Genomic DNA, 19,867 nt, shown 5'->3' with positions numbered 1-19,867 from the left:
GGCGCTTTCTGCTCAAGGGTGCGGAGAGGGGGGAACGGGGCCCGTGGCGGGGCGCGTCAGGAGGGGGTGACCGGTGCGCCGTCCAGGGCCAGTCCGGTGTCGGGGAGTTCGCCCGGCAGCAGGGCCTCGGTGCGCTTCTCCCGGATCACCAGCAGGGTGCAGCCGTGCATGCTGCTGACCCGGTGCACGCTGCCGGGCTTCTCCAGGACCAGGCAGCCGGGGCCGTAGACGTCGCCGTTGTCGTTGCGCAGTTCGCCGTCCACGACGACGATCAGCTCGAAGCCGAGGTGGCGGTGGAGGTCCCCGTGCGCGCCGGCGCCGAAGCGCGCGAGGTAGGCCTCGGCGCCGTCGGGGCCGGTCTCCTCCGCGGTGTAGAGCCAGTGCACGTCGACCGCCTGGCGGCCGGGCTGGACGTAGGCCTGCCAGGTGAGCCGGTCGAGGGCCGTGCCGTTCAGCAGGTCGCGGACGACCAGGACGTCACGGCGCCGGGGCGTGGGGGTGGTCACGGTCATGGGGCTGCCTTTCGGCTCGGGGGGCGCGGGGGGCTCGGAGGTCTCAGAGGGCTCGGAGGGTTCGGGGTGCTCGGCGTGCGGGGCGTGCCCGAAGTGCGGGGTGCGCTCGGCCTGTTCGGTGTGGGGGAGGCCGGGTGCGGGGCCCGCGTCGGCGGTGGTGCGCAGGTGCGCGCTCACCTCCGAGCGGCGGATCTTGCCCGACGTGGTGCGGGGCAGCGCGTCGGTGAAGGAGACGCTGTGCACGCGCAGGGCGCGGGTGACGTGCAGGTCGACGTGGTCCAGGAGGTCCGCCCGCGTGACCTCGGCGCCGGGCTCGCGTTCGACCACGGCGTGCGCGGCGAGCGTCAGCATGGGGTGCGGCACGGGGACCACGGCGGCCGCGCGGACGCCGGGGTGGGTGCGCAGGATCGCCTCCAGCTCGTACGGGGACACGCGGTGCCCGCCGGACTTGAACACGTCGTCGCTGCGTCCCAGCAGCCGTACGTACCCGTCGGACGCGAGGACGGCCGAGTCGCCCGTCGCGTACCGGTCGGCGCCGAGGACCTGCCGGGTACGCCCGGGGTCGCCGTCGTAGCCGGCCATCATCCCCACGGGCGCGGAGGCGAGTTCGACGTACAACTGCTCGCCCCGGACGCTGAGGTCCCAGCCGGGCAGCGGCTTGCCGAGCCAGCCCGGCTTGTGGGGCAGGCCCGGGGTGGTGCCGACCAGGGCGGTCGTCTCGGTCTGCCCGTAGCCCTCGCGGACGGTCACGCCCCACTCGGCTCCGATGACCTCGCTGACGTGCTGGGCGAGGGGTTCGCCCGCCGTGGTGGCCTCGCGCAGCCGGGGCTGGGCGGTCGAGGCGTGCGCGGCGAGGCGCGTCCACTGGGCCGGGGGAGCGCACAGGCTGGTGACGCCGCGTTCCTGCAGGAGCCGCGGCAGGTGCCCGGAGTCGACGAGCGCGGCCGGCGGGACGACGAGCGTCGCCTCCGCGGTGAACGGCACGAAGAAGCTCGACCAGGAGTGCTTGGCCCACCCGGGCTCCGAGACGTTGACGTGCCGGTCGCCGGGGATCAGGCCGTTGAAGTACATCGAGGACAGGTGTCCCACCGGGTACGACGCGTGGGTGTGGACGACCAGCTTCGGCGCCGAGGTGGTGCCGGACGTGAAGTAGGCGAACGCCGTGTCCGAGGCGGGGGTCGGACCGGCCGGCAGGTAGGCGGCGGAGACCTGGTAGGAGTCGTCGTAGGCGTGCCAGCCGGCGACGGGCGCGCCGACCGCGATGCGCGTCAGCGGGGTGTGCGCGCCGGGGACGTGCGAGGGGACGAGCGGAGCCAGCTCGCTGCGGCAGACCACGTGGCGGACCCGGCCGCGCCCGATCCGGTCGGCGGCCTCGGCGCGGGTCAGGGAGGTGTACGTGGGGATCGCCACGGCGCCGGTCTTCAGGCAGGCGAGGAGCGTCTCCCACAGCTCGACCTGGGGACCGAGCACGATGAGCACCCGGTCGCCGCGCCGGACGCCGGTGCGGGTGAGCCAGTTGGCGAGCTGGTCGGAGCGGGTGGCCAGGTCCTGGTAGGAGATGCGCTGGTCCCGGCCGTCGGGCCCGATCAGTTCGAGGGCGGTGCGCCGGTTGTCCCGGGCGATGACGTCGAACCACTCCAGCGCCCAGTTGAAGTGGGTCATCCGGGGCCAGGTGAACGCCCGGCGGGCCGCCTCGTGGTCGGCGCGCAGGTCCAGCAGGAGGTCCCGGCCGCGCCGGAAGGCGGCGTGGGCGGGAGTACGGCGGTGGGTCCAGTGGGCAGCGGAGGGGGCGTGGACGGAGCGGACGGGGTCGCGGTGGTCTCGGGCCGTCGTCATGCGCGGGCTCCTTCCAGCGTCCGGGCGGTGGCCGGCCGGGGGAGCGCCGCGAGCGCGTCCCGGGCGATGGCGTCGGCGTCGCCGGTGAAGTCGGTCCAGGGACCGGGCCGCGCGGACCCGACCTGCATGAACCAGCGCTGTCCCTCGGAGGGGATCCCCAGGACGTACACGCCGTCGGCGGGCGTGCCCGCGGCGGTCACGGGCCGGTACGGCACGGTCGTGGTGGCCACGCCCCCGGTGAGCGGACCGCCGTCGCCCTGGTGGTTGGTCCAGGGTGTCCACAGGCCGGTGGCGCGCAGGTGCCGGGTGAGCGGCGCGGTGTCGCGGCCGAGGTCCGGTGCGGGGATGCGGGCGTCGACGAGCGCCTCGCAGTGGTGCAGGGAGCCCTCGACCTGCCGGGAGCGGACGGTGAAGTGCCCGCCCGCCTCGTCGGCGGCGAACTCGGCCGACGGACCGACGACCCGCAGGACGCCCGCGTCGAGCAGGGCGCGGGTCTGGCGCAGCCGCTGCGCGGGGGGCCCGGCGGCCAGGAAGGAGCTGAGCGGCGCGAACCAGCCGAGGAAGTCGTCCCGGTGCGACGCGGCGGTCAGGCCGTCGAAGTCGACCGCGCGCCGGATGGTGCCCCGGACGTCGCGCAGGACGTCCAGCGCTGCCTTGCGGGGCCCGTCGTGGTTGCCCAGGCCGGCGTGGTGCAGGTCGTCGTCGATCACCTCCCGCAGGGCGGCGTGGAACGCGGCCGGACTGGCGAAGCCACGGCCGGCGAAGGGACGCGCCAGGGCGTCGATGTCCAGCGGCGGCAGACCGTCGACACCGAGCCGCGCGGCCGCCGCGCGGACCACCTCGTCCGCCGCTTCCGCCGCCGCGGCCTCGACCAGGGCGGCGGCGCGGGCCAGGAACTCCTGCTCCGCGCGCCCCCCGAGCCGGGCGCGCACCTCGGTCCCGTAGTGGACCAGGTGCATCTCGGCGTGCAGCCACGGCCACACCTCGGTGCGGAAGTCGAGGGGACGGCCGGGGGCGCGCAGGGCCGCGATCCGCTGCGGGGTGAACAGCCGCGCCCGGTAACGCCACAGCGGGCCCTTCTGGTTGAGGCCGCGGGCCGGCAGCGGCACCCCGGACCGGGAGCCCGCCACCAGGACGGGTTCGAGGCCGGAGGGCAGGTACCGCAGCGTGCCGTCCGGACCCTCGCGGAACTGGCCGCCGCGCCCGGTGGTCAGGGCGGCGACGATGTCGTAGAACGTCAGGCCCATGCCGAGCACCGCCACGCGGGCCCCGGGCGCGATGCGCTCCAGCGGCATGTCGGCGGCGCTGTCGCCGCGGACGTACGCGAGCCGCGGGACGCGCGCGGCGAAGTCCGCGAAGCGGGCCTGGGCCGCGGACAGTTCGGTCAGCGGGTGGCCGGTGGCCAGCACGACCCGGTCGGCGTCGATCAGTTCACCGTCGGCGCACCGCAACTGCCATGCCGCACCGTTGCGTTGCATCGCCGTGACGTGTCCGGTGTGCCGGCGGAGCGTCGCACCGGCGGGGAGGGAGTCCTGCACGGCCTGGAGGAAGAACCCCAGGTACGCGCCGTACAGGGCGCGGGGCGCGTAGGCGTTGGGGCCCGGGTAGCAGGGGTCCTCGGTGGCGGCCCACCACTGGGCCAGCGTGGGGCCCGCCCCGGCCCGGGCGGGACCGTCGTCGGCGGGGCCGGAGAACATGGTCACCTCGCCGCAGGCGGTGTTCATCAGGAAGACGGGGTTCTGGTCGCTGCGCCAGACGCGGCCCGCGCCGACCTCGTCCTTGTCGATGAGGACGATCTCCACCGCACGGTCGGGTGCCTCGTCCCGCAGCCGGGCCACGAGGCGTTCGACGACGGCGAGACCGCGCGGTCCGGAGCCGACGACCGCGACCCGGTGCGGGGCGGTGACCTGGGCGCGGGTGCGGGCCAGGAGTTCCGCCGACCGGTCATGGGCGTCGGCGGTGAAGCGCAGCATGCTCAGCAGCCGGCTGGAGGTGACCACGTGGTGGGTGCCCTTGGGGGCGGGCAGGGGCATGGCGCCGGTGGCGGCCCAGACGAGCCGGCCGTCGTCACCGATCGCGCCCCGCGCCGCGCCCGCGTTGTCGCGGTGCAGGCAGAACGGCACGTCGAGGGTGCCCGAGGCGAAGGCGGCGCGCAGGCCCGTGCCGATGTCGGAGCCGTGGTCGAGGACGGCGGTGATGAGCCGCAGCGCCTCGCTGTAGACCGTCTCGTAGTCGGCCTGGCGGGCCCACGGCAGGGGGCAGTCGTCGCGCAGGGCCTCGCGGGACACCCGGGCCGCCCGCTCCAGCGCCGCGACGTTCTCGGCGACGGTGGGGATGCGGTGGGCCTCGGCGACGGTCTTGACGATCAGCCGCTGGGCGCCGCCGCGCACGGCGAGCTGTGCGGAGGAGTCCAGGAGCAGTTCCGCCCCGGCCTCGGTGGCGGGGTAGACCCCCATGTAGGTGTAGAGCACCACGTGGCGTGCGACGTGGGTCGGCAGGAAGAGCTCCGCGAGGTGGTGCAGGGCGGCCAGCGCCTCGACGTCCTGGACCGCGTTGGTCTGCTGGGCGTACGACAGCGAGACCGAGGTGATCCCGTTGCGGGCGAAGAACATCGCCTCCAGCACGCTGATCGCCACCAGCAGCGAGGGCGGGCACATCTGGCCGAGCATGCAGCCGCCGAAGGTCTCCAGGTGGGCCCGCAGGCCCTGCTCGGCGGCCTGGTCGGCGAGCTGCTGGGTCGCGTCGACCCAGGCGGGCACCGCCTCGGCGAGCGGGAGCCGGGAGTAGGGCAGGCAGTAGGAGACGGGGCCGCCCTCGGAGGCGGACAGACCCGCCGCGACCATCGCGTCGAAGATGTGGGCGGGCCGTGCGGAGCCGTGCCGGACCTGGACGGGGATGCCGTCGGCGGCGCGGGCGACCTCGGCGGTCAGGCGCGGCCCGTGGTTGACGAGCGGGAACCCGTTCAGCGCGCGGCCGGCCGTCAGGGCCGCCTCCGCGCCGGCGATGTCCTCGACCCGGGTGTAGGAGTCGATGGTGAGCGTGGCGAGCGTCCTGGCGCGGGCGGCCGCGACGGCCGCCAGGCCGTCGGCCATGCTCCGCGGGTCCGACATGCCCATCCGGGGCTGCACGACCAACTGGCCGGTGTGCGCGGCTTGTTCGACATACGTCTGCATGTCGGTGGTGGCCGCGGGCGTGGCGGGAGCGCCGGCGGTCGCGGCGCGGGTGCCCTGCGGAGGTACGGAGGCGCCCTGCGGGCGTATGCCGCTCATGCGGCGACTCCGGCGATCCGGGGGCGCTGTCCCGTCATCCGCTGCAGCGCGGTGCCGAACTCGGCCGGGTCCGCGCCGTCCGTGAAGACCGCGTCGAACCCCTCCGCGACCAGCTCGTCGGCGAGGTGGGACTGGGCCGCTCCCTGGATGCCCAGCTTGCCGCCGATCATGACGGGGACCGCGGCCAGGGCCGGGTCGCCGTCCGCGCGCAGCGTCCGGATGAGCCGGCGGCCGTCGATGTGCCCGTGCCCGTTCACCGAGGAGATGACGACGGCGTCGGGCCGCTGGACGCGTACCTGCTCGACCAGTTCGGCGTCGGGCACGCACGGGCCGAGGTTGACCACCTCGTAGCCGCGCTCTTCCAGCAGCAGTTGGAGGAACACCAGGTTCCAGGTGTGGGAGTCGGAGGAGACCGTCGAGAGCAGGATGCGTTTCGCTCTGGACTGGATGGGACGCACGAGGAAGACCTCCTGTCGAGGGGCCGCGGTCTTGTCGCGGCACATCGAAGATCTCTGGTTGCGGAGCCGGATCCCAGGCCGATTCGGCAGTCGTGAACCGGAGTTCGGGGATGCCGTACCGGCCCGGTCCGCGGGCCGTCCGGCGCACTAGGCTCGGACCGTGCCCGCCCGGGCCGGGGCCGACGGCTCCGCCGGTTCCCCGTCGGGGGATCGGCGTCCGCAGACGGCGACACCGGCGATCACCAGCAGCGCCCCGCAGCACTGGGGGAGCGTCAGCGCCTGGCCGAGCCACAGGTAGGCGACGACGCTGGTGGCGACGATCTCGAAGGTGCCGAGCATGCTCACGCGCGTCGGCCCGAGGACGCGTACGGCACTCAGCACGAGCGCGAAGGGAACGGCCATGCCGAGGACACCGATCAGGACGAGCGGCACGAGCGTGCGCGGCTCCCACGCGCTGCTCCCGATGCGCCACGGGGGCTGCACGCAGCACCACGCGAGGGCGGCGACGAGCGAGCCGTACAGGGTGGAGGTGCCGGCCGGCACGGTACGGCCGAGGGAGCGGCCGCACACGAGGTACCCGATGTAGGAGGCGGCGGTGGCCAGTCCGAAGACGAGCCCGAGGGGGTCGAGGTGGCGGAGCTGCGCCCCGCCCACGCCGACCATCAGGACGACACCGCCGAGGGTGAGGGGCAGGGCCACCAGGACGCTGGTGGGCGGGCGTCCGCGCCGGCGTACGGCGTCGGCGGCGGTCAGCCAGGCGGCGGCGCTGTACTGGAGCACCAGCGCGATCGCCAGGGGCAGCCGGGCTATCGCCATCGAGTAGCAGTAGATGAGTGCGGCCAGGGCCAGACCGAAGACCGCCACCCGCGGCAGGCTCCGCCATGGCAGGCGCAGCAGGTCGCGGCGGGCGAGGCACAGGCCGGCGAACAGGCTCAGGAAGCCGAACAGCATGCGGAACTCGGTCACGGTGACCGCGCTGACGCCCCGGTCGATGACTTCGCGCGAGGCGGTGCCGCTCAGGCCGAAGAGCACACAGGCGGTGACGACCATGAGGCAGCCGGAGGCACCGGACCGGCGGGGGTGTCGGCGGGTCCTGGCGTCCGAGGGACCTGCGTCGGAGGTGCCTCGCACGTCGGCGTCCGGGGAGTCCGCGCCGGAGGCGTCCCGGCTCAACTCGCGGTACCGGTCGTGACGTACGCGGGACACGGCCGGGCGGAGGGGAGGTTCCGTGGCGCGGTGGGTGACAGGGGCTGCGGCGGGCGCAGCCGTTGCAGGTGCGGGACCACGTGCGCGGGGGTGACCTCGGCGTTCCAGATCAGCTCGGTCATCACCGGGGACAGCGCCGGCAGCGGCAGCTCGACCAACTGTCCCGACTGCAGCTGCGGTCCGACCGCGACGGCCGGCACCACGCCCACGCCCATGCCGCCCAGCACGGACGACTTGACCCCGTCCACGCTGCCCACCTGCTGCACCCGGACGCGCCCCAGGCGGGGGAGCGCCTGCCGCTCGGCGATGTCGCGGTAGACGCAGCCCGGTGCGGTGACCAGCAGCCGCTGGGGGCGGGCCACCTGTTCGGGCGCGCCGACCACGACGACCTGGTCCGTCCACAGGTGCCGGCGGTCGCCCCCCTCGCCCGGCCCGTCGGCCGAGGGCACGGTCGACGGGTGCGCCGGGGCGACGGTGGCCGAGTTGACCAGGGCGGCGGACAGTTCGCCCCGGCCGACCTGGTCCCGCAGCTCGGCCACCGAGCCGACGAACACCTGCGTCTCCAGGTGGGGCATGAGCCGGCGCAGGGTCCGCAGGAAGCCGGGCAGCCGGTAGGTGCACAGCGACGCCGTCGCGCCGATGCTCAGGCTGCCGGGCCGGTCCTCCGCCGCGGCCGCCACCGCCGCCTGCGCCTGCGCCAGTCTGTCGAGGATGTCGGTGGCGTACTCCAGGAAGCGGGCGCCCGCCTTGGTGAGCCGGTTGACGGCCGCGCCGCGCTCCAGCAGGGAGGCGCCCAGGGCCCGTTCGAGGCCCTGTAAGTGGCTGGTGACGGTCGATCGCGCGTAGCCGAGCCGGTCCGCGGCTTCGGCGAGCGTGTTGCTCTGGGCCACGGCCACGAACGTTTCCAGTCGCTGGACGTCCACGGTGCGGTCTCCTTCCGGTCGGTCCCCCGGGGGCGTTCTGCCGTCCCGTCCGCCTCGAAACGAGGATCTTGAGCCAAGATTAGATCAGACCTCATTCATGTACTCAAGTGCACGGATCCGCGGGCGGAGAACCATGGGCAAAGATTTGCTTAACCCGGAAGACAAAATTGACCCCGAGTGTATGTTTGAATCCGACTGCAGGGAGTGGCTTCGGCCCTCCACTGCGCACACACGGGGGAGGCCGGTCTCCTCCATGCCCGACAGAAGGGGGACAGCCGTGCGCGCTTCGCGTACGACCGAACGAACCGCGGTGGCCGTGGTGGGGATGGGCTGCGCCTTCCCCGGAGCGAACGGCCCGCAGGAGTTCTGGGACCGGCTCGTGTCCGGGACCGACAGCGTGACCGTAGTGCCGGCCGACCGGTTCGACATCGCCGAGCACTACTCCGCGGACCGGCAGGAACCGGGCCGGACCGTTTCCCGCCACGGCGGCTTCCTGGCCGACGCCTACGCGTTCGACGCCGGCTTCTTCGGCATCTCGCCCGCGGAGGCGGCCGACATGGACCCCCAGCAGCGACTGGTGCTGCAGGTCGCCTGGGAGTCCCTCGAGGACGCGGGCCTGAAGCCGTCGGCCCTCGCCGGCTCGCGCACCGGTGTGTTCGTCGGCCAGGCCACGTCCGACTACGACGAGGTCCACCAGCCCCTCGACGGACGCACCACCGTACGAGGGGCCGCGGGCCGGAGGTTACGGGCCGTCACCGCCGGCCGCATCTCCTACGCGCTCGACCTCCGCGGCCCGAGCGTCGTCCTGGACACCGCCTGCTCGTCGTCCCTGGTCGCCGTCCACGCCGCACGGCAGAGCCTGCTCACCGGCGAGAGCGACCTGGCCCTCGCGGGCGGGGTCAACGTCATCCTGTCGCCGCGGGACGCCGTCGTGTACTCGCAGAGCGGCATGCTCTCGGCCGACGGGCGGTGCAAGTTCGGCGACGCCTCGGGGGACGGCTTCGTCCGCAGCGAGGGCGTCGGCCTCGTGGTGCTCAAGCGGCTGTCCGACGCCCTGCGCGACGGCGACCCGGTGCGCGCGCTCCTGCTGGGCACCGCCGTCGGCAACGACGGCAGGGGCAGCGGGCTGCTGCTGAAGCCCGCCGAGTCCGGCCAGGTCGCCGCGATCGAGGAGGCCTGCGCGGCGGCGGGCATCTCACCCGCGCAGGTCGACTACGTGGAGGCGCACGGCACGGGCACGCCGGTCGGCGACGGTGTCGAACTGGCCGCGCTCGCCTCCGTCAACCAGGACCGGGACGCCGCCCGCCCGCTGCGCGTCGGGTCGGTGAAGACGAACATCGGCCACCCGGAGGCCGCGGCCGGGGTGGCCGGGCTGATCAAGGCGGTGCTGATGGCCGAGCACGGTGTCATCCCCGCGTCCCTGCACTGCACCGACCCCCACCCGCTGCTCGCCACGGGAGCGCTGCCGCTCCGACTGGTCACCGAGAACGAGCCCCTGACCAGGAACGGCGACCGCGCCCACCTCGGCGTCAGCTCCCTCGGCCTGTCCGGCACCAACGCCCATGCGATCGTGGGCGAGTTCACCGGGACCGCCGAGTTCGCCGAGGCTTCCGGGGTCACCGAGGCCGCGGAGCCCTTCCAGGTCACCGAGTTCGCCGAGCTTTCCCAGGTCACCGAGCCCTCCGGACCCTCCGAGCCCTCCCGGTTCACCGACGTCGCCGAGCCCACGGGATCCGCCGAGCGCGCCGAGCGGCGGCCGCTGCTCGTCCTGTCCGCCCGCTCGCCCGCGTCCCTGCGCGGCCTGGCCCGCGCCTACGCCGCCCACCTGCGCGGCCGGGGACGCAGCACCCCCCTGGCCGACCTGTGCGCGGCCGCCGCCCTGCGCCGGGACCACCACCCCTTCCGCCTGTGGGCGACGGCCGCGACGCACGAGGAGCTGGCGGACCGGCTGCTGTCCCTGGCACGGGGCGAGGAGATCGCCGACGGCGGCACCGGGGAAGCGGGCTTCGGCACCGACCGGCGCACCGCGCTGGTGTTCCCCGGCCAGGGCTCCCAGTGGCAGGGCATGGGGCGCGGCCTCCTGGCCTCGTCCCCCGCCTTCCGTACGGCGCTCACCCGGTGCGCGGACGCCGTGGAGGCGGAACTGGGCTGGTCGCCGCTGGAGTTGCTGACCGACGACCGCGCCGACCTCCCCGACGACGTGCAGACGGTGCAGCCGTTGCTGTGGGCCGTGGAGGTGGCGCTCGCCGCCGCGCTGCGGGAGGCGGGGCTGTCGCCCGACCTGTGCATCGGCCACAGCATGGGGGAGGCGGCCGCCGCCCACGTCAGCGGTGCCCTCACCCTGCGCGACGCGGCAGCGGTGATCTGCCGCCGCAGCCGCCTCATGGGCCGGGTCGCCGGGCGCGGGGGCATGCTGGTCGTCGGCCTGTCCGCGGAAGAGGCCCAGCAGGTCGTCACCGACGCCCACCCCGGCGTCGGCGTCGCGGCGGAGAACGCGCCGCGGTCGACCGTACTGGCCGGCCCCTTCGGCGAACTGGCGCGACTGACCCGTGCGTTGGAGCGGCGGGGCGTGGTCTGCCACCCGGTCCGCGTCGACGTGCCCTCCCACTCGCCGGTCATGGAGGAGATCCGCCAGGACCTGCTCGACTCCCTCGCCGACCTCACCCCCGCACGGCCCGGGCTGCCCATGGTCTCCACCGTGCGCGGACACGCCCTGGTCGGCGCCGACGGCGGCTCCGTGCCCGACGCCGCCTACTGGGCGGAGAACCTGTGCGGCCCCGTGCACTTCACGCGCGCCGTCAGGGCGGCGGCGAAGGCGGACGACACCGTCTTCGTCGAGGTCAGCCCGCACCCCATGTTGTCCGGCGGCATCAGGGACACGCTCTCCGCGCACGGCGCGAGCGGGTCCGTCGTGCCGACCCTGCGCCGGGACCAGGACGAGCCGGAGGCGCTGGCCCGCACCGTCGGACAGGTCTACGCCGCGGGCGCGAGCGTGGACTGGACCCGCTGGTTCGACCGGGAGACGACCCCGGGCGTGCGCCTGCCCACCTACGTCTGGGACACGCGCGACTACCTCCCCGCCACCTCGGCGCCCCGGCCTCCGGCGTCCGCGTCCGAGGTCCGCACGCACACCGTTCCCCTCGCCGACTGGGCGGCCGACGACGGCTGGCGTGACGCCCTCACCGTGCGGGGGAGCACCCCCGTTCCGGCCGTCGTCCACCTCCTGGCCGCGATCGACGCGGTACGGGACGTCTGCGGCGACGCGACTCCGGTCCTGCGCGACGTACGGCTGTCCCCGCACGTCCTGGACGCCCGCGACGCCGCCGCCACGGCGCTCACGGTCGAGGTCGGCGCCCCGGGCCGCGACGGGGCGCGCCCGGTGTCGGTCACCTCCACCCGGTCGGGCGGGACCGTCCCGCACGCGGACGGCGTGGTCACGACGGCCGGTTCCCCCGAGGGCGCCGACGCGGCCGCCGTACTCGCCCTGCTGGACGCGGCGTTGGCCCGCTGCACCACGTACGTGCCGCGCCACCGCTTCGAAGCGCTGGCCGACCTCCACGGCCTGACCATCGGGTCCGGTCTGAGCTCGGTGGAGCACCTGTGGTGCGGGGAAGGTGAGTTCGTCGCGCGGGTCCGGCGCCCCTCCCTGCCGGGCCCGGCGGCCTGGGAAGCGGGGCTGCTCCCGCTCCTCTCCCTGTGGCCCGAGGAGCCCGGCTCGGGGTCCGGCCGCCGGACCGCGGAGCCGGAGACCCGGGGCGAACGCCTGCACGTGCCCGAGGAGTTCGGCGAGGTCCGTGTCCTCGGCGACCTGCCCGAGAGCTTCTGGAGCGTCGGTCGCTGCGCGCCGACCGGCCCCGACTCCGCCCTCGCCGAGGTCCGGATGTACACGCCGGACGGGCGCGAACTGGCCTCCTTCACCGGCATACGACTGCGGCGGCTCCCCGCGGACCCGGTCACGGTGCCGGGACCCGCGCTGCCCTCCGCCGGGGCGGTGGCGGGCTGGCTCACCGAACGGCTCCTGCCGCCCGTGGTCGCCCGGACCCTGCACGGGATCGGCTCCGCACTCCTGGGTGCGGTCGCCTCGCGGAACGACGACCCGGCGGAAGCCGGACAACGCCCCCCGGCGGCAGCCGCGCCCCTGACCGTTGCGGAGCCTCCGTCGCCGGGGGACGCGAACCGGCCCGAAGACAGCGCGGCGCCCGAACCCCGACAGGTGCTGCTCGACCGTGCCGCCGACCTCCTCGGACTGCCCGCGTCCCAGGTGGACGTCCGCCGCCCGCTGACCGCGCTCGGACTGGACTCCCTGATGGCCGCCCACCTGCGGCAGCGGCTGCTCGCCGACCACGGCATCGACGTCCCCGTGGGGCGGCTCCTGTCGCCGCTGCCGATCGCGGACCTCCTGACCGATTCCGCCGCGGCATGACACCTGCGGGACAGGGCGGCCGGCGCGCCCACGTGGCCCGTCGGCGGCCCTGTCACGTGCGGTGTTCAAACAAAGGGCGACTGTAAACCATCAATGAACTGTGGTATAAGAATGCGTAGGGCCGGGGCCCGGGCGGCCGGCGACCGGTGAGTGCGAGAACGCAGGGGAGTCCACCCGACATGTCACTGCCGACTCAGGCGCCCATCCGCGGTACTCGGCCGCGACGCACGTCTCCGTCCTGTTACTGATCCGGCGCGTGCAGGAGGAAGAGATGGACACGTCCCCACCCGAGAACCAGGCCCAGCCCCTGGGGCGCCGCGAGCGGAACAAGATCAAGATAAAGGAGCGCCTCTACACCGCCGCGCTGGAACTGTTCGCCGAGCGGGGGTACGAGCAGACGTCCGTCGACGAGATCGCCGAACGCGCCGACGTGGCCCGCGGGACCTTCTTCAACCACTTCCAGCGCAAGGAAGACCTCATCAGCACCTGGGGCGAGCGGCGCCGGGAGCGGCTGGTCGCGATCATGGCCGACGCCTTCCCCGAGCGGATCGGCGCCGCGGACCGGCTGCGCCGCTGCATCACGATCCTGGGCCGGATCAACGAGGAGGAGCACGAGCGCGCCGCCGCGATGCTGATCGCCTGGGTGAAGGCCGGCCGGCCGCTCATGGAGGAACCGTACGTCGCCGGGCTGTTCGCGGAGATCATCGAGGAGGGCCGGGACGGCGGGGAGTTCCGCGCGGACGTCCTCCCGCAGCAGGTGGGGAACGTGCTGCGGGACATCTACCTGGGCGCGCTGTACCGCTGGTTCCGTGAGGCGGACGCCGAGCCCAACGGCCGGCTCGAACAAGAGCTCCAACAGGCCCTGGAGTTGCTGCTGAGCGGCATCACCGTCCGGGACTGACGGGCCCCTAGGGGGTGTCCGCCGGTGCGCGACGGGCGTCAGGGGGACGCCAGGTCGCGCTCGTACCAGGTGCCGGTCCTGCCGCCGAGTGCGTCCGGGCCGGCCGGGCCCACCGCGGCGAAACCCGCCTTGGCCAGCACCCGGTGGGACGCGGGGTTCGTGTCGGCGACGGCCGCCCGCAGCCTGCGCAGCCCGTGCCGTGAGACCGCCAGCCGGCACAACTCCCGTACCGCCGCTGTCGCCACGCCCCGGCCGGTGGCGTCGTGCGCGACCCGGTAGCCCACGTCGGCGCAGCCGTCCTCGAGGTCGTACAGGTTGAACCGGCCCAGGACGGCGCCGTCCTCGTCGAGGAGCAGGTAGAAGGCGCAGACACCGGCCTCCTGTTCGCCCAGCAGGGCGCGGAACCGCTCGGTGAACGCGTCGAACCAGGCGTCCCCGCGGTCGGAGACCGACGCGGCGAACCAGGCGCGGTTCGCGCGTTCGAACGCCAGGACCGCCGGGGCGTGCTCTGCGGTCAGCGGCGTCAGCTCGGGCATGCCCCGACTCTACGACGCGTGCGCCGCGCGTGAGGGCGTGGCCGGAATGTGTCCCCGTGCGCGTCCCCTCTGGAGTCAACCCGCACCAGGTATGGACCAGTTGACCGGGTCGGCGTAACCTCCCCGCTGGAGTTGAGAGCGCTCTCACCGTCAGTGCCGCCGGCCGTCCCCGGCCGGCGTGCGCCCCCCACGCGAACGGAAGGAAGCACTCCATGCGTCCCCTACGACCGCGCGCCGTCGCCGCCGTGCTGATCGCCCTCGGAGCCGGCGCCGCCGTCCTCTCCCCGACCGCCCAGGCCGCCCCGGCACCATCCGCCGACACCCGGGCCGCCGCCGAACCGTCCCCGGGCCTGCTGCAGGCCATGCAGCGCGACCTGCACCTCACCCAGAGCGAGGCCGAACACCGCTTGCTCGCCGAACGGCGGGCGACCGCCCTGGACCAGCGCGTCAGGCGCCTGGCCGGCAGCTCCTACGCGGGCAGCTGGTTCGACGCGTCGACGGGCAGGCTCACCGTCGCCTCGACCGACCCGGCCCTCACCGGCAGACTGCGCGAGGCGGGCGCCGACGTGCGTCGGGCCGAGTACTCCGCCGCCCAGTTGGACGCCACGAAGAAGCACCTCGACGCCGCCCCCGCTCCCCGGGGCGTCGCCGCGTGGCGCGTGGACCCGCGGGCCAACCGCGTGGTGGTGGACGTCGTCGCGGACCAGCGGGCGGACAACGATGTCAGGGCGTTCGTCGCCAAGGCCCTCGAGGCCGGCCCGGTGACGGTCCGCGAAGTACGGGCCGCCCCGCGCACGTTCGCGGCCGGAACGGTCGGCGGCGACCCGTACTACACCGGCAACGTGCGCTGTTCCATCGGCTTCTCGGTGCAGGGCGGGTTCGTCTCGGCCGGCCACTGCGGGCAGCCCGGCGCCGGGGTGAGCGGCTGGGACCGCAGCTACATCGGCACCTTCCAGGGCTCCTCCTTCCCGGACAACGACTACTCCTGGGTGAGTGTGGGCAGCGGCTGGTGGACCGTCCCCGTGGTCCTCGGCTGGGGCACCGTGCCCGACCAGTTGGTGCGCGGGTCGAACGTGGCCCCCGTGGGCGCGTCGATCTGCCGCTCCGGTTCCACGACCCACTGGCACTGCGGCACGGTGCTCGCGCAGAACGAGACGGTCAACTACAGCCAGGGCGCCGTCCACCAGCTCACCAAGACGAACGTGTGCGCCGAACCCGGTGACTCCGGCGGCTCGTTCATCTCCGGCGACCAGGCCCAGGGCGTCACCTCCGGCGGCTGGGGCAACTGCAGCAGCGGCGGGGAGACCTGGTTCCAGCCGATCAACGAGATCCTGAACCGCTACGGCCTGCGCCTGCACACGGCATGACCTCGACGGGGGCCGGCGCGCACACGCCGGCCCCCTCCTGTCGGTCCGGTGCAGGCCCCGGGCGTCCTGGGGGAGCACGACCGGAGCGGGAGCCTCGGTTGCCCGGTGCTGCCGGTGGGCGTCGTCGGCCGGTGACGCCGGTGGATTCGCCGATGCCAGGGCAGGCGTCGGCCGGTGACACTGCGGTCGCAACCCCGGAGACTCCCTTCCCTCACGGAGGTACCTCGTGCGCATGCCTGCCCGCTTATCAAGGCGGTCCGTCACCGCCACCGCGCTGGGGGCGCTGCTCTGCGGCGCCCTGCTCCACGGTCCGCAGGCCACCCCGGCCGCGGCCGCGACCGCCGGGCCCACGGTCACCGTCCCGCCCGCCGGCAGTCACGGCTTCCCGTTCCTCGCCGCGGCGGAGGACCTCGGCTCGTACGGCTACACGGAGAGCGAGTACTTCCTCTCCGGCACCGCCACGTCGTACGTCAAGTCCGGACTGTGGACGTCGGACGGCCGGTGGAACGTGCGCGCGTCCGGCACCGCCGCCTACAAGAGCCGCCTGCTGGTGCGCCGCCCCACCGACCCCGCGAAGTTCAACGGCACCGTGGTCGTGGAGTGGCTCAACGTCAGCGGTCAGATCGACCTCTCCCCGGACTACTGGTTCGAGCGCGACGAGCTGCTGCGCCAGGGGTACGCCTGGGTCGGCGTCTCGGCCCAGGCCGTCGGCGTCAACGGCGGACTCGGCGAGATCAAGGGCCTGAAGGGCTGGGACCCGGCGCGCTACGGCAGCCTGGTCCACCCCGGCGACGCCTTCGCCTACGACATCTTCTCCCAGGCGGGCCGGGCGCTGCGCGCACCGAACGGACCCGACCCGCTCGGCGGGCTCCCCGTGCGCACCCTGCTCGCCGACGGCGAGTCCCAGTCGGCCGGCTTCATGACGACGTACGTGAACGCCGTCCAGCCGGTGTCCCAGGTGTACGACGGCTTCATGGTGCACAGCAACAGCGCGGTCGCCGCCCCGATCACCGGCGTCCTGGCCGACACCCTGCTCATGCCGAACCCGTCCCGGATCAGGACCGACCTGACGGTGCCGACGTTCGTCGTGCTCACCGAGACCGACGTGCCGGGCGCCGCGGTCGCCCGGCAGCCGGACACCGCGAGCGTCGTGCACTGGGAGCTGGCCGGCACCGCCCACGGCGACCAGTGGGCCTACGACCTCGGCCAGCCCACCGTGGAGAAGTCGGCGGGCCAGGCCGCGCCCTCGGCCGACTGCGCCGCCGGTTCGGCGCCCTTCAACGACGGCCCCGGCCACTGGGCGATGAACGTCGCACTGCGCCACCTGGCCGGCTGGGCGCGGGGCGGGCCGCGGCCGCCGAGCGGTCAGCCGCTGAGCACGGTGCTGCGCGACCCGGCCACCGGCCTGGCCACCGGCGGCGTCCGGCTGCCGGACGTCACGGTGCCCACCCGCACGCTGACCGGCTCGCGCGACACCACCGACAGCGGCGTCTTCTGCGGCCTGTACGGCGCCCGCGACCCCTGGAACGGCGACGCCGACGCCTGGGACCGGCACGACGACGGCGACCCGTCCGACCCGGCGTTCCCGCCCACCGCGGAACCGGTGCTCAGCCGCCTGTACCCGACCCACGCCGACTACGTGGGCAAGGTGCGCACGGCCGCGCAGCGGTCCGTCGACGCCGGCTACCTGCTGCCGGAGGACGCGACGGCGATCGTCGCGGCCGCGCAGGACTCGGGCGTCGGCGGCTGACGCCCACCCGTCCGCGGTCCCGACCCCGCGCCGCGGGGCCGGGGCCGCGGACGGTCGAGCGGCGGCCTCAGGACTGCGGGTGATCGGGCACCCAGGCCCGCTCGCCCGCGTCGTCCGTGCCGTACCAGTAGTGCGGCAGCCCGGTGATGCCGGTGGTGCGGAACGGGCGGCCGTGGTCGTCGATGCGGACCGTACCGGTGCGGCCCTGGCAGGACCAGTCCAGTTCGAGGTACCAGCGGGTGTCGTGGGCCCGGGCCGTCGCGTCGACCAGCAGCACCTCGGGGTCCTCGGCGGACACGCGGTACGGGAAGCTGACCGCGGGCAGCCTCCGGCCGGCCTCCGCGCCGTCCCGCGGGCGGGCGACGGGACGGTCGACGTCCAGGTCCACGGCGAACCTGCGGGGCGCGAAGTCCCCGCCGCACCCCTGGTCCATGGCGTACGCATTGCCGGCGGCCGGGGCGTCACGGCCGGCGACGCGGACGTGGAGCGCCTCCAGGACGACGGCCGTGGACGACCGCCCCTGCACCGTGATGCGCACCTGCATGTGCCGCCCGTGCACCGCGTGCTGGGTCGCCGCCCACAGCCCGGCGTCCTGCTCGAGCGGCGGCGGGGGCACGTCGGTCGGCGGCTTGCCGATGACGTAGTCGTGGTCGCAGCCCTTGTCCCAGACCAGGGAGTCCGTGGTCCAGGCGAGGGGCAGTACGGTGGCGGGCCTGGCGGCCGTGGTGGGACCGCCGCGGGTGCCGGTCGGGGTGCCGGTCGGGGTGACGCCCGGAGTGGCGTGCTCCGGTGACGGCGTGGCCGACGGGTGGGGCGCGTCGGGGGCGGCGGTCGTACGAGGGGCGGGGGTACGGGGTGCGCCCGCCTCGGGGGAGTGGTCGCCGCCGGGCAGGCCGAAGGTGCCCGGCACGGTCGCGAGCAGCGCGCAGGCCACGGCGGCGGAGGCGAGCACGGCTCGGCGGCGGTACCGGGGACGGGCGGCGGGGGAGGACCCGGGCTGGGCCGGGACCGGCGCGACCCCCGACGCTCCGACGGAGTCGCGTTCCACCGGACGTCCCGCGTCCGCCTCGGCAACCTCCGTCCGCGCCGGTGGAATTGATCCCACTGTCTGCGCCTCCGCGACCGCACGCGCCGACGGCTCCGGCTCCGCGGGCGGCGCGTCCGGGCCCGCCCCCTGCCGGGCGGCCAGCGCCGACAACCACAGCCGGTGCAGCCGCAGCCGCTCCTGTGGCGTCGCCGCGCAGAAGACCGCGAGGCGTTCGACGGGCGCGAAGTCGCGCGGTACGGCCTCGCCCGTGCAATACCGGTGCAGCGTCGAGGTGTTCATGCCGACGCGCCGGGCCAGCGAGCCGTAGCTGCGGTCCGTGCGGTCCTTCAGCGTGCGCAGCAGCGCCGCGAACTCCTCGACCTCGTCCGGCATCGACACCGTTCCTCCGTCCCGGCCCGCGATCCGGCATCCCAGGCACCCATGTCCCTGCACGTCAGGCGGGCTGGGATGGTTCCACCGTCCCGGAAGGGGCGAAGATCGTTGCGCCGGGGGCGGGTGGCCGCCGATGCTCTTGGTGTCGCACCGGCCGCGGGTCTCCCAGACCGACCGGTGCCGCCCCCCCGAGCCCGTTCCGCGAGCGCGCACCGACCGCTGCCCGCACGGCTTCGTACTGCCCATTCCCCCTTTCCTCCTGGAGGTTCGATGGACTCCGTCCGCAAGCCGGCGCGCCTGGCGAGCGTGGCCCTGGCCGCAGCGGCCCTGTCCCTGACCGGCCTGTCGGCGGCCCACGCGGAGCCGGCCACCCATGGCTGCGCGTACCCCTACGTCTGCTTCTACGTGGACGAGCACGCCTACGAGGCGGGCACTCCGATCACCAAGTACCGCGACGTGACGAGCTCCTACCAGACCGTCAGGTCCCGCCCGCACTACCACGTCGTCAACACCCGCAACGACGACGTCGCCCACCTGCGGCTCCAGGACGGGTCCTCGATCTGCCTGCCGCCCAACACCGAGACCGTCTTCTCGAACGCGTACAGCGTCACGGGGATCCGGATCTCGACCAGTTCGACCTGCTGACCACGACCTGTCGTCCCCCGCACGAAGAGACCCGCACACAGAGAAGGAAAACCCACATGACCACGCACCCCTCCCGCCCGCACCGTCCGGCCCGCCGCGCCGCCGTCGCCACCGCCCTGGCCCTAACCGTCGGACTCGGCGTGTCGACGCAGGTGTCGGCGCAGGCGTCCGTCCCCGCCCCGGCGAGGACGGCCACCGCCGCACCGCAGCCGGTGGCCGGCACGCAGGGCCAACCGCTCACCCGGGTCGCCGACTTCTACGGCGCCTACATCGACGCCAAGGGCGACTACACCGACCCGGACGCCACGCTGGCCAAGGCGCTGCGCGCGCACTACCTGACGCCCGAGTTCGCCACCCGGCTGGCGGCCTGGGAGAACACCAACGGTGCCGACGGCGTCCTGCGCGCCCAGAACGTCCCGACGCGCTGGACGGTGACCGACAACGGCGCCGTGGGCATGGGCCACGAGGTCGTGGTCACCCTGACGTTCGGCAGCGGGTCGACGGCGCACACGACCAAGCTCTTCGTGCTGCTGGAGCGCTACAACCGCGTCGTCGACATCCAGACCACGAGCAGCCGCTGACGCGGACGCCGGGCGGTGGGCCTCTTCACGGGGCCCGCCG

Annotated in this window: 13 protein-coding genes; 6 read left to right on the top strand and 7 right to left on the bottom strand. The window is 74.6% G+C overall.

Annotated elements, in window-relative coordinates; translation table 11 throughout:
* Positions 1-56: 56 nt before the first annotated feature.
* From AQJ30_RS24960 to AQJ30_RS24940, 5 genes are all read right to left on the bottom strand, one after another.
* Entirely contained in the window at positions 57-2,348 is a 2,292-nt protein-coding gene (locus tag AQJ30_RS24960; protein WP_067238207.1) for an AMP-binding protein, read from the bottom strand.
* Positions 2,345-5,617 (bottom strand): FAD/NAD(P)-binding protein, encoded by a 3,273-nt coding sequence (locus AQJ30_RS24955; protein ID WP_245727101.1) that lies wholly within the window; start codon positions 5,615-5,617, stop codon positions 2,345-2,347. The genes AQJ30_RS24960 and AQJ30_RS24955 overlap by 4 nt, the downstream gene beginning before the upstream one ends.
* Complete coding sequence (locus tag AQJ30_RS24950) at positions 5,614-6,075, bottom strand: cobalamin B12-binding domain-containing protein (RefSeq protein WP_245727100.1); 462 nt, start codon at positions 6,073-6,075, stop codon at positions 5,614-5,616. Before AQJ30_RS24950 ends, AQJ30_RS24955 begins: the two co-directional genes overlap by 4 nt.
* A gap of 147 nt (positions 6,076-6,222) precedes the next feature.
* The gene (locus AQJ30_RS24945) at positions 6,223-7,281 is read right to left on the bottom strand and encodes an EamA family transporter (RefSeq protein ID WP_067238200.1); all 1,059 of its coding nucleotides are present in this window, start codon (positions 7,279-7,281) and stop codon (positions 6,223-6,225) included.
* Positions 7,245-8,204, bottom strand: coding sequence for a LysR family transcriptional regulator (locus AQJ30_RS24940; RefSeq protein ID WP_067238197.1), 960 nt, complete (start codon positions 8,202-8,204; stop codon positions 7,245-7,247). Before AQJ30_RS24940 ends, AQJ30_RS24945 begins: the two co-directional genes overlap by 37 nt.
* Before the next feature lie 277 nt (positions 8,205-8,481).
* Here AQJ30_RS24940 and AQJ30_RS24935 point away from each other — a divergent pair, with 277 nt between their 5' ends.
* Complete coding sequence (locus tag AQJ30_RS24935; protein WP_159052387.1) at positions 8,482-12,627, top strand: type I polyketide synthase; 4,146 nt, start codon at positions 8,482-8,484, stop codon at positions 12,625-12,627.
* Positions 12,628-12,898: 271 nt separating this feature from the next.
* Positions 12,899-13,528: a TetR/AcrR family transcriptional regulator gene (locus tag AQJ30_RS24930; protein WP_067238192.1), complete on the top strand. Its 630-nt coding sequence runs from the start codon at positions 12,899-12,901 to the stop codon at positions 13,526-13,528.
* Between the two features lie 38 nt (positions 13,529-13,566).
* On the opposite strand, the gene AQJ30_RS24925 is transcribed toward AQJ30_RS24930, so the two are convergent.
* Positions 13,567-14,064, bottom strand: a complete 498-nt coding sequence (locus AQJ30_RS24925) for a GNAT family N-acetyltransferase (protein ID WP_067238189.1) — start codon at positions 14,062-14,064, stop codon at positions 13,567-13,569.
* A gap of 212 nt (positions 14,065-14,276) precedes the next feature.
* Here AQJ30_RS24925 and AQJ30_RS24920 point away from each other — a divergent pair, with 212 nt between their 5' ends.
* Together AQJ30_RS24920 and AQJ30_RS24915 are read left to right on the top strand one after the other, a co-directional pair.
* Positions 14,277-15,431 (top strand): S1 family peptidase, encoded by a 1,155-nt coding sequence (locus AQJ30_RS24920; protein WP_067238187.1) that lies wholly within the window; start codon positions 14,277-14,279, stop codon positions 15,429-15,431.
* 232 nt (positions 15,432-15,663) lie between these two features.
* Positions 15,664-17,181, top strand: coding sequence for an alpha/beta hydrolase domain-containing protein (locus AQJ30_RS24915; RefSeq protein ID WP_067238658.1), 1,518 nt, complete (start codon positions 15,664-15,666; stop codon positions 17,179-17,181).
* Positions 17,182-17,248: 67 nt separating this feature from the next.
* On the opposite strand, the gene AQJ30_RS24910 is transcribed toward AQJ30_RS24915, so the two are convergent.
* Complete coding sequence (locus tag AQJ30_RS24910; protein ID WP_245727098.1) at positions 17,249-18,601, bottom strand: helix-turn-helix domain-containing protein; 1,353 nt, start codon at positions 18,599-18,601, stop codon at positions 17,249-17,251.
* Positions 18,602-18,871: 270 nt separating this feature from the next.
* Between AQJ30_RS24910 and AQJ30_RS24905 the strand changes: the two genes are divergently transcribed.
* Positions 18,872-19,246: a hypothetical protein gene (locus AQJ30_RS24905; protein ID WP_079084280.1), complete on the top strand. Its 375-nt coding sequence runs from the start codon at positions 18,872-18,874 to the stop codon at positions 19,244-19,246.
* A gap of 56 nt (positions 19,247-19,302) precedes the next feature.
* The gene (locus tag AQJ30_RS24900) at positions 19,303-19,827 is read left to right on the top strand and encodes a hypothetical protein (RefSeq protein WP_067238181.1); all 525 of its coding nucleotides are present in this window, start codon (positions 19,303-19,305) and stop codon (positions 19,825-19,827) included.
* Positions 19,828-19,867: the final 40 nt, after the last annotated feature.

It is taken from the genome of Streptomyces longwoodensis, from assembly GCF_001514125.1.
Lineage (GTDB): Bacteria > Actinomycetota > Actinomycetes > Streptomycetales > Streptomycetaceae > Streptomyces > Streptomyces longwoodensis.
The sequence above is the reverse complement of the archived record's forward strand: the minus strand, read 5'-3'. Positions and strand labels throughout refer to the sequence as shown.

Bases quoted from the DNA above. Each gene is read 5' to 3' on its own strand.
- AQJ30_RS24905 (WP_079084280.1), top strand. From the start codon at position 18,872: ATGGACTCCGTCCGCAAGCCGGCGCGCCTGGCGAGCGTGGCCCTGGCC.
- AQJ30_RS24955 (WP_245727101.1), bottom strand. From the start codon at position 5,617: ATGAGCGGCATACGCCCGCAGGGCGCCTCCGTACCTCCGCAGGGCACC.
- AQJ30_RS24930 (WP_067238192.1), top strand. From the start codon at position 12,899: ATGGACACGTCCCCACCCGAGAACCAGGCCCAGCCCCTGGGGCGCCGC.
- AQJ30_RS24925 (WP_067238189.1), bottom strand. From the start codon at position 14,064: ATGCCCGAGCTGACGCCGCTGACCGCAGAGCACGCCCCGGCGGTCCTG.
- AQJ30_RS24900 (WP_067238181.1), top strand. From the start codon at position 19,303: ATGACCACGCACCCCTCCCGCCCGCACCGTCCGGCCCGCCGCGCCGCC.
- AQJ30_RS24960 (WP_067238207.1), bottom strand. From the start codon at position 2,348: ATGACGACGGCCCGAGACCACCGCGACCCCGTCCGCTCCGTCCACGCC.
- AQJ30_RS24920 (WP_067238187.1), top strand. From the start codon at position 14,277: ATGCGTCCCCTACGACCGCGCGCCGTCGCCGCCGTGCTGATCGCCCTC.
- AQJ30_RS24915 (WP_067238658.1), top strand. From the start codon at position 15,664: ATGCCTGCCCGCTTATCAAGGCGGTCCGTCACCGCCACCGCGCTGGGG.
- AQJ30_RS24910 (WP_245727098.1), bottom strand. From the start codon at position 18,601: ATGCCGGACGAGGTCGAGGAGTTCGCGGCGCTGCTGCGCACGCTGAAG.